This window comes from Haloarcula litorea, from assembly GCF_029338195.1.
In the GTDB taxonomy this organism is placed as follows: domain Archaea; phylum Halobacteriota; class Halobacteria; order Halobacteriales; family Haloarculaceae; genus Haloarcula; species Haloarcula litorea.
This window is the reverse complement of the sequence record NZ_CP119780.1, coordinates 197666-212138: the sequence shown is the minus strand read 5'-3', so window position 1 is coordinate 212138 and position 14473 is coordinate 197666. Positions and strand designations below refer to the sequence as shown.

The following is a 14473-nucleotide window of genomic DNA, read 5'->3' as shown; positions in this document are numbered from 1 at the left end:
GTTACCTATGACTGACACGTACATCGGCGCGATCGACCAGGGCACGACAGGCACGCGATTCATGGTGTTCGACCACGGCGGACAGGTGGTCGCCAACGCCTACGAGAAACACGAGCAGATCTACCCGGAGCCGGGCTGGGTCGAGCACGACCCAATCGAGATCTGGGAGAACACCCAGGAGGTCGTCAAGCGGGGGCTGGACGACGCCGACCTGGACGCGACGCAACTGGAGGCGCTGGGGATCACGAACCAGCGCGAGACCACCGTCGTCTGGGACGCCGAGACGGGCAAGCCGGTCCACAACGCCCTGGTCTGGCAGGACCGCCGGACCACCGACCGCGTCGAGGAACTCGAAGCCCAGGACAAGGTCGAGGAGATCCGCGAGAAGACCGGGCTCGAAGCCGACGCCTACTTCTCGGCCACCAAGACCGAGTGGATCCTCGACAACGCCGAGCCGCTGAAGATGCAGTCTGCCCGCGGGGAGGACCTGCGCGACCGCGCAGAGGCAGGGGAACTCCGGATGGGGACCATCGACGCGTGGCTCATCTACAACCTCACGGGCAACCACGTCACGGACGTCACCAACGCCTCCCGGACGATGCTGTACGACATCCGCGAGATGGCGTGGGACGACGAACTCCTCGACGAGTTCGGCGTTCCCCACTCGATGCTGCCGGAGGTCCGGCCCTCCTCGGACGAGGAACTGTACGGCCACACCGACCCCGACGGCTTCCTCGGCGCGGAGATCCCCGTCGCCGGTGCGCTGGGCGACCAGCAGGCGGCGCTGTTCGGGCAGACCTGCTTCGACGCGGGCGACGCGAAGAACACCTACGGCACGGGGTCGTTCTTCCTGATGAACACCGGCGAGGAGGCCGTCGCCTCCGACCACGGCCTCCTGACGACCGTCGGCTTCCAGATGTCCGGCGAGCCCGTCCAGTACGCGCTGGAGGGCTCCATCTTCATCACGGGGGCGGCGATCGAGTGGCTGGAGGACGTCGACCTCATCAACAACGCGGCACAGACGGCGGAACTCGCGCGCTCGGTCGACTCGACGGACGGCGTGTACATGGTGCCGGCGTTCACCGGCCTGGGCGCGCCACACTGGGACGGCCGCGCACGCGGGACGATCGTCGGGATGACCCGCGGGACGGAGAAAGAACACATCGTCCGGGCGACCCTGGAGTCGATCGCCTACCAGACCCGCGACGTCGCCGAGGCGATGGAGGCCGACGCCGGCATCGAGATGGGGCAGCTCCGCGTCGACGGCGGGGCGGTCAAGAACAACTTCCTCTGTCAGCTCCAGTCGGACATCATCCAGACGGACATCGCCCGCCCCGAGGTCGACGAGACGACGGCGCTCGGCTCGGCCTACGCGGCCGGGCTGGCCGTCGGCTACTGGGACACCGTCGACGAACTCCGCGACAACTGGCAGGTCGACCGGGAGTTCTCCGCGGAGATGGACGGGGAGGAAGCCGACGAGATGTACAGCCGCTGGGACGACGCCGTCGAGCGCTCCCTGGACTGGGCGACCGAGTAAGGTATGGACATCGAGGAACGAATCCGCCGGCGGCGGCCACAGGTCGACGGCGAGTCGCTCGTCCGGGACTACACCGCCCTGTCGCCCGCGGCCCACATCGAGGACCCGGTCGACCGCGGGCCGGCCATCGAGCGGCTGTTGACGCACTTCGACCCGGTCTTCGAGGACGAGACGCCGCCGCCGCTGTACCTCTCGGGCCCGCCCGGGTCCGGGAAGTCGGCGATCGTGACGGCGCTTTTCAGGAAGCTGTCGGCCCTCCCGGAGACGACGCGACCGGTCGTCCACACCTCGACGCGGGTCAGGCCGTCGAGCTCCCCGGCGTTCGTCTACCTCGACAGCCGCCGGGTCGACAGCGAGTTCGCCTTCTACCGGACGATACTCGACTCGGTCGTCGAGGAGTCGGTCCCGGAGCGGGGCGTCGGGACGGCGACGCTCCGCGACCGGCTCCACGAGCGACGCGGGAGGGACGCGTCGCCCGTCGTCGTCGCCATCGATCACCTGGACGGCCACGGGGCGGCCGCCGAGACTGTCGTCGAGTGGGTAGACGGGCTACCGGCGACCGTCGCCCTGGTCGGGGTCGGCCGGAGTCCGCCGTCGGAGACGGCCTTCGGCGACGTCGCGGGGGCGACGAAGCGGCTGTCCCCCTACCGCCGACAGCAGCTCGCGGACCTGCTGACGCGCCGTGCGTCGCTCGGCCTCCGGGAGGCGACGCTCGGGCACGCGGCCGCCGAACCGATCGTCGAGTGGGCCGAGGGGAACGCCCACGACGCGCTCGCGGCCCTGTTCGTCGCCGCCGACCGGGCGGATCGCCATCGGGGAACGCTCGACCGCAGCGACACCGAAGCGGCGGTCGACCGGCTCTCGAAGGACGCCGTCGCACTGGACCGTGTCCTCTCGCTCCCGGCGAACCGGCTGGCGGTCCTCCGGGCGCTGGTCGACCTCGACCCGGCGGAACGGTCGTCCGTCGAGGCGGCGACCGACGCCGTCACGGCATCCCTCTCGACGGACCTCTCCCGTGGCACGGTCAAGCGGTTCATCTACGAGGCCGCCGAGGACGGCATCCTCGACCGCGTGAAGGGGGAACCGACGCCCGGCATCGGGCGGGTCCCGAGCCGCGTCGAGCCGCGGTTCCCGACCGCCGTGTTCCGACGGCTCTACGACTTGGAACACGAGTGACCGCCGAACCCAGTGGAGAGGCGAGCCGGTCGATGCGACAGAAAGTATCGGAAAAGTATATTATAAGCTATCTGTTATAAATGGGAGTGACGCGACCGAGCGGTGAGGTCCTCGATTCTGGATCTGCTCGGTCGGTACTGTCCCCCGAGACCGACTACCAGTGCGATAGAGCGGCTGATGCTGCCGTGACCGTACGGAACCCTGTTCCGGAGCTACCCGACCGTGACGTCGGTTCGAACAGCCGGGACGGGAGCGTCGGGAAACGCGCCCGAGACGGCCACCGACGGCCCTTCGGTCGGTTCGGGACAGTCGAGACGAACTGACCACTCGGGAGCGGGATAAATATACGCGATCAGGTACTAATACGATCGTGTCTGGATGAGAACTGGTGTAGAAACGTCTCGGAAGGCCCCCGTCGCTCCGAGCGGCCGTGCGAGGCAGACCGGGGCCGCGTCTCGGTACCGGTCACGCGCGACACAGGGGTGAAGTGGATCGCACGACTACGGGGGACGATGACCACAGGCAGCCACGAGAACGTCGGCTACAGGCGACTCTTCGGCGACGAGGGACTCACGTACGGGGTCGGCTTCCCGCTGACCGGCGAGCGGGAGTCCACGCCCGCCGTCGACCGCGAGCTCCGCCTCGCCGAACGGGCGGAGTCGCTGGGCTTCGACGGGCTCTGGGCGCGTGACGTCCCGACGTACTGGCCGCGGTTCGGCGACGCCGGCGGGGCGTTCGACACGTGGCCGCTCCTCTCACACGTGGCCGCACACACCGAGCGGATCGCGCTCGGGACGGCGAGCGTCGTCCTGCCGCTCCGACACCCGATCCACGTCGCCAAGTCGGCCGCGACTGTCGACAGGCTCTCCGGCGGCCGACTCGTGGTGGGGGTCGCCTCGGGCGATCGGGACCCGGAGTACCCCGCGTTCGACGTCGCCAGGGACGAACGCGGGCAGTTGGTCCGCGAGCGGATCGCGGCGTTGCGGACGCTGTGGCGCGAGGAGTACCCGTCGATCGAGGGGGAGTGGGGCGAACTCGACGGCGACCTGGACGTCCTCCCGAAGCCGACCACGGAGACGCTGCCGCTGTTGCCGACCGGGAACGCCCGCCAGTCGGTCGACTGGATCGCCGAGCACGGCGACGGCTGGCTGTTCTACCACCTCCCCGAAGAGACGCTCCAGTCCTACGTCGAGACGTGGCGGGAGGAGACGGACGGGCACAAACCGTTCGTGATGGCGCTCCGTCTGTCGCTCGCCGACGACCCGACCGCCGACCCCGAGCCGATCCATCAGGGGTACCACGCGGGCAGCGAGTGGGTCGCCGACTACGTTCGGCGGCTCGACGAGTACGGCGTCGACCACCTCCTGCTTGGCTTCGATGCGGCCGACCCCGGGGCCGCGATGACGGCGTTCGCGACCGACGTTCTCGAGTGATCCAGTCGTCTCCCTCCGTCCCGTGGCGCTGTGGCTCCGCGTCTCACGAGCGGCGCAGGCCGACGAAGTAGGCCGGGTTCGTGCTCCAGCGGCGCTCGAACACGGTCTCGTAGGCGAACAGGACCGTCCAGCCGTCGCCGAAGCGACGCCGCACCTCCGCCGGCGTGATCCCGTAGATCGCGTCGGGCTGTCGGCGGGCGTCGCCCAGCAGGCAGACGAGGCCCCCGGGCTCGACGACGGTGTCGAGGCCGGCGATGAAGCGGTCCCGTTCGCTCGCCCCGAGGATGTGGAACATCGCGCAGTCCAGGACGGTGCGAAACGAGAACCCGCGGGCCGCCAGCGCCGGCAGGTCGAGTGCGTCGAGGACGAGGAACTGGGCGGGTATCTGTCGCCAGCGGGCCTTCTGTCGTGCCTGTGAGATAGCCAGCGACGAGAGATCGATCCCGAGGACGTCGTGGCCCTGTCGAGCCACGAACAGGGACAGCTCGCCGGTTCCACAGCCGACGTCGAGGACGGGGCCGCGAACCAGTCCGGCGTCCGCGAGCCACACGAACGCCCGCTGTGGGCGGCCGATGTCCCAGTTCGGGACGCCGCTGTACGCCGCGTCGTAGACGTGGGTGAGTGGGCGCTGCGGGTACGGAACAGCGGCACTCACGCGGTTCTCCCCGCCGTCTTGACACTCATACACTCGCTTCGGTCGGCGGTGTGTAGTAGTTACGCCCGGGCTCCGTCCGCGCTGTCCCGGCGAGCGCCCCCGGACGCTTTTGTTGTCATAGGGACACGAACTCGTATGGACGACCGACTCTCGGTGGAACCGGTCGAGGCGGATCCGGTCGAGACGCGAGCGATGGAGTTCGTCGAGCGCAAGGGAGTCGGTCACCCGGATTCGCTGTGTGACGGGGTCGCGGAGGCGGTCTCGCGCCGCCTCTCGGCGTACTATCGCGACGAGTTCGGCGAGGTGCTCCACCACAACACCGACAAGGTCCACCTCGGGGCCGGCCAGTCGGAACCCGCCTTCGGCGGCGGCACGGTCACGCGGCCGATCTACGTTCTCGTCGGCGGTCGGGCCACGACCGCCGTCGACGGCGAGCGCGTCCCGGTCGACGCGATCGCGAGCGAGGCCGCGCGGGACTACCTCCTCGGGACCGTCCCGTCGCTCTCGTCCGAGCACGTCGACGTCGAGACGCGGATCGGGGAGACGTCGGCCGACCTCGGGGCGCTGTTCCGGCGTGGCGCGGCCCCGCTCGCGAACGACACCAGCTTCGGCGTCGGGCACGCGCCCGGGACGCCGACCGAACGGTACGTGCGGACACTCGCGCCGCGGTTGCACTCGGAGCTCGACGCGGTCGGCAAGGACGTGAAGCTGATGGCGCTCCGTCGAGGCGAGCACGTCTCGCTGACTGTCGCTGCCGCCGTCGTCGACGAGCACGTCGAGGACCTGGCGGCGTATCGGGCGGTCGTCGGTGAGATCGAGGCACTGGCAAAGCGGCACGCGGCGGGGCGGATTGAGGGGTCCGTGTCGGTTCGCGTCAACGCGGCGGACGACCCCGAGACCGGCTCGGTGTATCTCACGACCACGGGCCTGTCGGCGGAGTCGGGCGACGACGGCGCGGTTGGTCGGGGGAACCGCGCGAACGGGCTCATCACGCCGGGCCGACCGATGAGCCTGGAGGCCACGGCCGGCAAGAACCCGATCACGCACGTCGGCAAACTGTACAACCTCCTCGCGCTCCGGATCGCCCGCCGACTGGCCGAGACGCTGGGCGCGAGCCACGGCGGCGTCCAGCTCCTCTCCCGGATCGGCGAGCCGGTCGCCGAGCCGTGGGCCGTCGACGTGCAGACGACCGTCGCAGACGCCGACGCAGTCGCGGACGCGGTCGCCGCCGAGTTCGACGCGATCGGGACGCTCCGAGCGGACCTCCTCGCGGGCCGGGTCGACGTGTTCTGAGGCCACGGCGTCCGAGCCGGGCCGAAGGGTTCCCGACCGCCGATCGGTCGGGACCGCTCCCGGCGCGGCGAGCGTGATACTTATCAGTCCGACGGGCCTGTTACTGTTCGGAATGGACAATCTCCGTACGGGACTGAGCTACGGTGACGTCCTGCTGGTGCCACAGCGCTCGCCGGTCGACAGCCGGAGCGACGTGGCCCTCGCGACGCAGTTCACGCCCGGCGTCGCGCTCGACACTCCGATGGTATCGGCGGCGATGGACACCGTCACCGAGGCCGAGCTGGCGATCGCCCTCGGGGAGGCCGGCGGCATCGGGACGATCCACCGGTTCCTCACCGTCGAGGAACAGGCCGCGGAGGTCTCGCGCGTCGCCGAGGCCGGCGTCCCCGTGGCCGCGGCGGTCGGCATCGACGAGGACCACCTCGGCCGGACGGCGGCGCTGGTGGCGGCCGGTGCCGACGCCGTCGTCGTCGACGTCGCCCACGGTCATATGGAGCGGACGCTCGACGCCGTCGCGGACATCCGGGACGCCCACCCCGACCTCGACCTCGTCGCCGGCAACGTCGCGACGCCGGCGGGCGTCGAGGACCTGGCCACCGCCGGGGCCGACTGCGTGAAGGTCGGCATCGGGCCGGGCTCGCACTGCACGACGCGGAAGGTCGCGGGCGCCGGCGTCCCGCAGCTGACGGCCGTCGACGACTGCGCCGAGGCGGCGGCCGACCTCGACGTGACGATCTGTGCCGACGGGGGCATCCAGACCTCCGGCGACGCCGTCAAGGCGCTGATGGCGGGCGCGGACACGGTGATGCTGGGGAGCCTCTTCGCCGGCACCGCCGAGGCCCCGGGCGAGGTCGTCGAGGTCGACGGCGTCAGGTACAAGCGCTCCCGCGGGATGGCGACGACGGCGGCCGCCGAGGAGCGCTCGGACAAGGGCGAGAACGTCACGGCCGACGAGGGCGTCGAGGGGCTCACGCCGTACAAGGGACCGGTCGCCGACGTCGTCGCGGAGTTCTGTGCCGGGATCCGCTCGGGGCTGTCCTACTGTGGCGGTCACGACATCGAGGCCGCTCGCAGCAAGGCCGAGTTCGTCAGGGTCGCGGCGAGCGCGAAGGCCCGCGAGGGTGCCCACTCCGACGACGAGTGGGAGACGGTCAGCGTAGACAGCACGGAACAAGCCCACGGCGAGGCCGACGATTAGCCGTGGGACGATAGATCGCGTGCTCGCTGAGTCACCGGCTACCGTAGCCCCACTCCGACGCGATAACTGAGACCAATCGGGGCCGTACCGCCCTACCGACTGTGCTCAACGCACAGAGAATCCGATAGATTGACGACCCTCAGCGGCCGGTCTACAAACGATTTACAGGCCTTGAACCGCACATAGTATCTATGTTTGGGGGAAGTTCACGCACGCTCTCTTTCTCACTGATCGGGGGAGAGACATCTTGCGAGGGCTGGTCGTACTTGGAGCGTGACACCGATCTATCGATCGATAGGGGGCCGTCGCGGGAAAACCAGTGGGACCCCGCATCGGAGACCGACTGTCTGGTGATCGACGACACTGGAGGGAGCCACGATTCCGCCGACATCGTTCGGCGGTGGAGGGCGGAACGACCGAACACTCCCGTCGTCGTTCTGAGTGCTGGTAGCGACGACGATCTGGTCGGCGACGTCCTGTCCGCGGGTGCGACGGAGTGGCTTCCGCGGGAACTCGTCGAGACGGACCCGTCGCTCGTGGCCGAACGCCTGCGGAGGGTCGTCGAGCGCGAACACGCGCTGACGAGCGTCCGCGAGATCTACGACAACGTCGCGGGCGTCGCCACCCTCCACGACCCCGAATCGGGTGAGATGTTGCACGCCAACGACGCGCTCTGTGAGCTGCTCGGCTACGATCGAGCGGAGCTACAGTCGATGCAGGTCGGCGAGTTCACCGCCGAGCTCCCGGGGTACGACCACGAGCGGATCACACGGGCCGTCGCGAGTGTCACCGAGCAGGACGGAGCGATCGAACTCGAGTGGCCACTGGAGACGGCCGACGGTCGGATCCGGTGGACGGAGGCGAGCCTGCGAACGGTCCACGTCGGCGGCCGTGAGCTCGTGCTCTCGACGTCGGTCGACGTCACGGAGCGTCGGCGGCAGGAACGACGGTACGAGCAGGTGTTCGACAACGTCAACGACGTCATCTCCGTCCACGATCCCTGGGCCGAGGAGATGGTCGACGTCAACGAGACGATGACCGAGCTGACGGGGTACAGCCGTGAGACCCTGTTCGAGATGGATCTCGGCGGGCTTGGGGCGGTCGGGGACGGGCTCGGAGGTGAGGATGTCTACGAGATTCAGCGACGGGTCGCGGCGACGGGCGAGACGGAGACTGTCGAGTGGTCGGTCGAAACGGCGGCCGGCGAGCGACGACTGCTGGAGGCGAATCTGGCACCGGCCACGATCGCCGGCGAGGACCGTGTCCTGGCCCTCTCGCGCGACGTGACCGAACGGACCGAGTACGAGAGACAGCTCGAACGGGAACGCGACCGGCGGTCGGTGCTGTTCGAGAACAACCCCGATCCGGTCGTACGAGTCCAGTTCGAGGGCGGTGAGCCGGTGATACGGGAGATCAACCCCGCTTTCGAGGACGTGTTCGGGTTCACTTCCGAGGAGATCGTGGGATCGACCGTCGCCGAGGCCGTCGTTCCGGAGTCGGAACGCACGGACTTCGAGGAGTTCCGGAAGCGAGCGGCCGGCGGCGACCGCGTCGAAGCGGTCGCACCACGCGTCACGGCGACCGGCACCCGAGAGTTCCTCTTCAGAGTCATCCACTTCGACGCCGATCGGGACGCGGAGCGGGACTCCGATGCGTACGTCTGGTATACGGACATCACGGAGCGCAAGCGCCGCGAGCGAATGGTCCGTCACCTCCACGAGTCGACCGCAGAGGTACAGAACGCCGACACCGCGACGGCGGTCTTCGAGGCCGTCGCCGACGCCGCCTCCGAGGTGCTCGATCTCACGGCACCGACGTGCTGGGGCGACCCGGACGATAAGGGCGAGCTGACGCCGGTCGCGACGGGCGGCGGTCTGCTCGGGCTCTCGGACGGTGAATCCGAGCCCGGCGTGATCGAACCGGGAACGCCAGCCTACGACGCGTATCTCGAGCGGGAGATGCGTGTCGTCGACCCCGAGACGGTGTCCGATGGCGAGCCGAAGGGGGAGGTCGTGATCGTCCCGCTCGGGGGCCACGGTGTCGTCGCCGCCGCCGCGCCGGGTGCCGGTCGGATCGACGACGTCACACTGGACGCCGCACGGATCCTCGCGCGACACGCGACGACGGCGCTCGACAGGGTCGAACAGGACCGAGAACTCCGTGAGAGCGAACGTCGCTTCCGCCTCATCGCGGAACACATCGACGAGATCGTCTACCTCGCGACCGCCGACTTCTCGGAGATGCTCTACATCAATCCCGCGTACGAGGACATCTACGGACGACCCGTCGAGGAACTCTACGAGCGGCCGACGTCGTTCGTCGAGGCGGCTCATCCGGACGACCGCGCGCGGTACGAGGCGGACATCGAGCGGCTGATCGACGAGGTAGCGGCGGGCGACCCACAGGCCGCCTACGAGGGACAGTATCGCATCCAACGGGACGGGGAGACGAGGTGGGTGACAGTCACTCGGTTCCCGATCGAGAACGAGGACGGCGTCGTCGACCGCGTCGTCGGTCGCGTCGAGGACATCACCGAGCGGAGACGGCGGGAGCGGGAGTACGAGCAGATATTCGAGATGGCCGGGGACGGGATCGTGATCCACGATCCGGAGACCGGTGACGTGGTGAACGCGAACAGGCAGGTGGCCGAGCTGCTCGGCTACGACCGCGAGGCGTTCGTCGAACGACCGCTGTCGGAGTTCCAGGCGACTGACGAGGGGGTCAGTGCCGACGATGCCAGGGATATGATCCGAGAATCCGTCACCGAAGGCGGACAGGAGTTCGAGTGGCCCCTGGAGGCGGCAGACGGCGAGACGGTCTGGGTCCGGGCCAGACACGAGCTGGGCGAGATCGCCGGCGAGCAGCGTGTGGTCGCACTCCTGCACGACATCACGGAGCGGAAGCGTCGCGAGCGCGAGTACGAGGAGATATTCGACGGCGTCAACGACATCATCGCCGTCCACGACCCCGAGACCGGCGAGTTGATCGATATCAACTCGACGATGTGTGAACTGACGGGGTACGACCGGGAACGGATACTGGAGATGGGTGCCGAGGGACTGCTCGTCGAGGACGACGACGCGGACCTGCCACCGGATCGGGTTCCGAAGATCATCGAGCGCGTGATCGACGGGGAGGAGATCAGTCCGTACGAGCAGGCGATCGAGACGAGAGACGGGAGGCGCGTCTGGCTCGAAGTGAATCCGACACGCGCACTCATCGGCGGGGAGGAACGGTTCCTCGCGATCTCGAGAGACATCACGGAACGCAAGCGACGCGAGCGCGAGTACGAACAGATCTTCGACGGGGTGACTGATTCGATCACGGTTCACGATCCAGAGACCGCAGAACTCGTCGACGTCAACGACACGTTCTGTGAACTGCTGGGCTACGACCGGGACCAGATCCTCGAGATGGGTATCAGCGGCTACAGTCCGGGTGAGCGCGGCTACACGATGGACCGGGCGCGGGAGCTGGTCCAGGCGGTCGTCGAGTCGGACGGGCCGGAGCAGACGGAGTGGGCCGTCGAGACCAGTGACGGCGAAACTCGCTGGCTGGACGTGAAGGGGACGACGATCGAACTCGGCGGTGAACTGCGGTGCGTCGCTCTCAACCGCGACGTCACGGAACGACGCCGCACCGAGCGGCGACTGAGCGAGGTCCTCGATCGGATCGACGAGGCGATCTTCATCACGCGCGCCGAGGCGATCACGTCGGGGTCACAGGCACCCGACTACGTCAGCTCCGGGTACGAGGACATCTGGGGACGATCGCTGGACGAGATCAGCAGCGCGCACGAGAACGGTTTTTTCGACACGCTCCATCCCGACGATGCAGACGGTTATCGGGCGTTCGTGGAGGGCATCGTCGGCGATGTCGAGGCAGGAACGACATCTGACAGCTACTCACACGAGTACCGGATCCGGCGAACTGACGGCGAGACTCGCTGGGTTCAGTCGGACTACTATCCGACCGCGTGGGAGGGCGGACAGACGCGGGTCGTGATCGTCAGCCGGGACGTCACCGAACGCAAACGACGGGAGCGGCGTATCGCATCCTTCGACGACGCGACGGAGGATCTCGCCACTGCGGACACTCCCACGGAGGCGACGCGGATGGCCGTGAAAGCGGCCGCCGAGACACTCGACCTCCCCGCGGTCGGGGCGTTCCTCTACGACGACGAGGGGGGCGTCCTCCGGCCCGAGGCGCTGGCCGGGGAGTTGCCGTCGGAGGCGGCGGCAGAGCCGATCGAACCGGGTGACGGAGCGCTCTGGGAGGGGTTCGCGGCCGGGACCGTCGTCGCCTCCGACGGTGGCGACGACCCGACAGGTTTCCTCGGCGACCGTGCCGAGACCGAACTACCGGCAGGGCTGGCCGAGCTCGCGGCGTGGCGGGCGCTCTCGCTCGGGAATCACGGCACACTTCTGGTCGGTACCCCTGATGGGTCGCTGACCTCTGGGACAGTTCAGGCTGCACATATCCTCGCCGCGACGCTGGAGGCCGCACTCAATCACCTGGAGGGACAGCGACGCCTCGCCGCGCAGGAAGAGCAGCTGCGCACACAGACCGAGCGTGCGGAGCGGCTCGACCGGATCGCTCGGCTGACACAACAGGTCGAGGCCGCCATCACCGAGGCATCGAGCGCAGCCGAGGTGGAGCGGGCGGTCTGTGAACGACTCGCCGACACGGGACCGTACGCCCTCGCGTGGATCGGCGGCATCGACGCCGGCTCCGACCGGCTGGCGGCCCGCGCGATCGTGGGTGCGCCGGAGGGATACGTCGAGTCGATGGACCTGACGACGGCGAGCGGGACGGCGGATCCACATCCCGCGATCGACGCTTGGCGGACCGACAGACTGGCCGTCGAGAACTCGCTCGTCGGTGAGGGACCGGCCGACGACTGGCGGCGAGCGGGCCTCTCGGCGGGCCACCAGTCGCTCTGTGCGGTCCCGCTGACGTACGACGGGATCACGCGCGGGGTGTTGACCATCGGCTCCGAGTCACCGAACGCCTTCGACGAGCGTGAACGGGACGTCCTGTCACAACTCGGGGCCACGATCGCCAACGCCCTGGCGGCGATCGAGCGGCGGCGGGCCCTCGAGTCGGACGAGACGGTCGAACTGGAGTTCCGCGGGCCGGGCGACGCGCTGTCGTTCGCACGCGCGGCCGCCGCGGCCGACTGTCGAGTTCGGCTCGAACGGACGGCCGCCAAGCAGGACGGCCCGACGAGCCTCTACTTCGGTTTCACGGGGGAGGAGGAAGAGGACGTGATGGAGATCGCCGAGCGACGGCTGCCCGGATCCGTGGACCTCATCACCAGCGACTCGTCCTCGACACTGGTCGAGGCCCACGCGACCGACTGGTTCGGCGCACCGATCGCCGAGTACGGTGGCGTGCTCCGAGAGGCCGTCGCAGACCCGGAGGAGACGACGATACTGGTCGAGGTACCGAGACACGCCGACGTGCGGTCGTTCGTCGAGCGACTGCAGGAGGTCGCCCCGTCGCTCGAACTCACCGCCCAGCGCCAGCACCAGCGACGGAACCGGACGCCGTCGGAGCTCAGCGAACGAGTCAGATCGGAACTGACCGACCGACAGCTGGAGGTGGTACGGACCGCACTCTCAGCGGGCTACTTCGAGTGGCCCCGGGAGAACGACGGGAGCGAGGTCGCGACCCGACTCGACATCACACAGCCGACCTTCAACAAACACCTCCGACTCGCCGAGCGGAAGACGTTCGGGGTTCTGTTCGACGCTGACGACTGACACCCCCGGTACTCGCAGGTCTATCCGAACCCGTCCCGTTGGAGGGACCGCAACCGTTCGTCGAGAAATCGACTCAGTGTCAACTGTCGGAACTCACCGATAGTGTCGAGCGGTTCCGGTGCCGAGTCCGGAACCGGATACTCGTGGTCCCGTCGCACTTCGCGGAGTGTCTGACGAAGCGACCTGAAGCGACGTAGCCGGCGCGTCGAGTACGTCTCGATCACGTCCGAGGCCGGCCGATCCGCCCCCGTCAGTTCCGAGACGAGAGCGAGTGCACTCTCGATACCGAACCACGTGGTGAACTCGCTTGCGGGTGCGGTCGGGCAGGCCGGCCCACAGACCGATATCAGACCGGTTCCCCACCACGCGCTGTGAGCGTGTTCGTCCGGCTGCCGAACCTGTCGAACGGTCGTCGCCCGCTCGAAGTCGTCTACGGAGACGGGACCGGTCGCGAGTTCCGCGGTCGTCTCTTCGACGAACGTGCGGATCGCCTCGTCTTCGTCGCTGGACGGGAGCGTGGCACGTGGGGCCGTGAGACGGAGAATGGCCGTCGAGTCCTCCGACGTGGGGACCACCTGGACGAGCGCGGACGGCCGCCAGGTCTCCCGGAGCTGGTTCGACGGCAGCGTCTCGGCCGCCACCGACGTCTCGTACTGGACCAGCGGTTCCTGCTCCGGTGACCGGTCGGCCGCGAACTGACGGGCCAGGCCGTCACCGCTCGTGTCGACCAGTACGTCGAACCACTCGCGGATGCCGTCCTCGAATTCGATCGCGAGTCCGTCGTCTCCGGTGGAGACAGCGGCGAGAGCGCGGTCGGTACACCGCTGTCGGTTCGGCAGCTGTTCCGCGAGGGCGTCCCCGAGGTCCCGTGTCTCGATCGCGACGGGTCGAGCAGCGCCCGATTCGGCCGGTGCCGACAGCGTCGTCTCCTGCCGGCTTCCGGGTGTGTCTCGCCGGACCGACACACGCCGGATCGGTACACCCTCGTCGGTCAGGGTGGGGGTGAGACCGAGGGAACGCAAGGCTCGGCACGCCGGCGGACAGAGGAATGTCGTGCGGGACTCGGCTGATCGCCCGGCGTCGCGCACGAGCAGCGGATCGTAGCCCGCACGCTGGAGCAGGAGCGTGAGGGTCCGTCCGACGGTGGTATCGCCGACCACGAGGATCTGTCTGTCCCGGTGCTCCCGGTCCACGCCGGGTCCGAGGAGCCAGTTCTGGTCCGCCTCTCGCTGCTCGGGCCTCGTCGTGGTCGCTGGTTCTCGCGCATCGCTGCCTGTCGCGTCGCCCGCTCTCCCGTCCCGCTCGTCACGGGTCATCGGATCACGCCCCTCCTCCGACGGGCGGGTCCCGAGAACAGTAGCGAACCGGTCGGTGGTCGGTTGATCGGGAGGGGGGCGCTCTTGAACCGAACGAGCG

Annotated in this window: 8 protein-coding genes; 6 read left to right on the top strand and 2 right to left on the bottom strand. The window is 68.8% G+C overall.

Annotated elements, in window-relative coordinates:
* The first annotated feature begins 7 nt into the window (after window positions 1-7).
* The 3 genes from glpK to P0592_RS18740 all read left to right on the top strand — a co-directional run bounded on the left by glpK (window position 8) and on the right by P0592_RS18740 (window position 4146).
* Window positions 8-1537, top strand: coding sequence for a glycerol kinase GlpK (glpK, locus tag P0592_RS18750; RefSeq protein ID WP_276274013.1), 1530 nt, complete (start codon window positions 8-10; stop codon window positions 1535-1537).
* Between the two features lie 3 nt (window positions 1538-1540).
* Complete coding sequence (locus P0592_RS18745; RefSeq protein WP_276274012.1) at window positions 1541-2713, top strand: Cdc6/Cdc18 family protein; 1173 nt, start codon at window positions 1541-1543, stop codon at window positions 2711-2713.
* Between the two features lie 512 nt (window positions 2714-3225).
* Window positions 3226-4146, top strand: a complete 921-nt coding sequence (locus P0592_RS18740) for an LLM class oxidoreductase (RefSeq protein ID WP_276274011.1) — start codon at window positions 3226-3228, stop codon at window positions 4144-4146.
* A gap of 43 nt (window positions 4147-4189) precedes the next feature.
* Here the strand turns inward: P0592_RS18740 and P0592_RS18735 are convergent, their stop codons facing one another.
* Window positions 4190-4801 (bottom strand): class I SAM-dependent methyltransferase, encoded by a 612-nt coding sequence (locus tag P0592_RS18735; protein WP_276274010.1) that lies wholly within the window; start codon window positions 4799-4801, stop codon window positions 4190-4192.
* Between the two features lie 135 nt (window positions 4802-4936).
* On the opposite strand from P0592_RS18735, the gene P0592_RS18730 reads away from it, so the two are divergent.
* The 3 genes from P0592_RS18730 to P0592_RS18720 all read left to right on the top strand — a co-directional run bounded on the left by P0592_RS18730 (window position 4937) and on the right by P0592_RS18720 (window position 13057).
* Complete coding sequence (locus tag P0592_RS18730) at window positions 4937-6094, top strand: methionine adenosyltransferase (protein ID WP_276274009.1); 1158 nt, start codon at window positions 4937-4939, stop codon at window positions 6092-6094.
* Window positions 6095-6206: 112 nt separating this feature from the next.
* The gene (locus tag P0592_RS18725; protein WP_276274008.1) at window positions 6207-7292 is read left to right on the top strand and encodes a guanosine monophosphate reductase; all 1086 of its coding nucleotides are present in this window, start codon (window positions 6207-6209) and stop codon (window positions 7290-7292) included.
* A gap of 350 nt (window positions 7293-7642) precedes the next feature.
* Window positions 7643-13057: a PAS domain S-box protein gene (locus tag P0592_RS18720; RefSeq protein ID WP_276274007.1), complete on the top strand. Its 5415-nt coding sequence runs from the start codon at window positions 7643-7645 to the stop codon at window positions 13055-13057.
* Window positions 13058-13077: 20 nt separating this feature from the next.
* On the opposite strand, the gene P0592_RS18715 is transcribed toward P0592_RS18720, so the two are convergent.
* Window positions 13078-14373 carry an FAD-dependent monooxygenase gene (locus tag P0592_RS18715; RefSeq protein ID WP_276274006.1) on the bottom strand — a complete coding sequence of 432 codons (1296 nt, stop codon included), beginning with the start codon at window positions 14371-14373 and terminating at the stop codon, window positions 13078-13080.
* Window positions 14374-14473 lie beyond the last annotated feature (100 nt).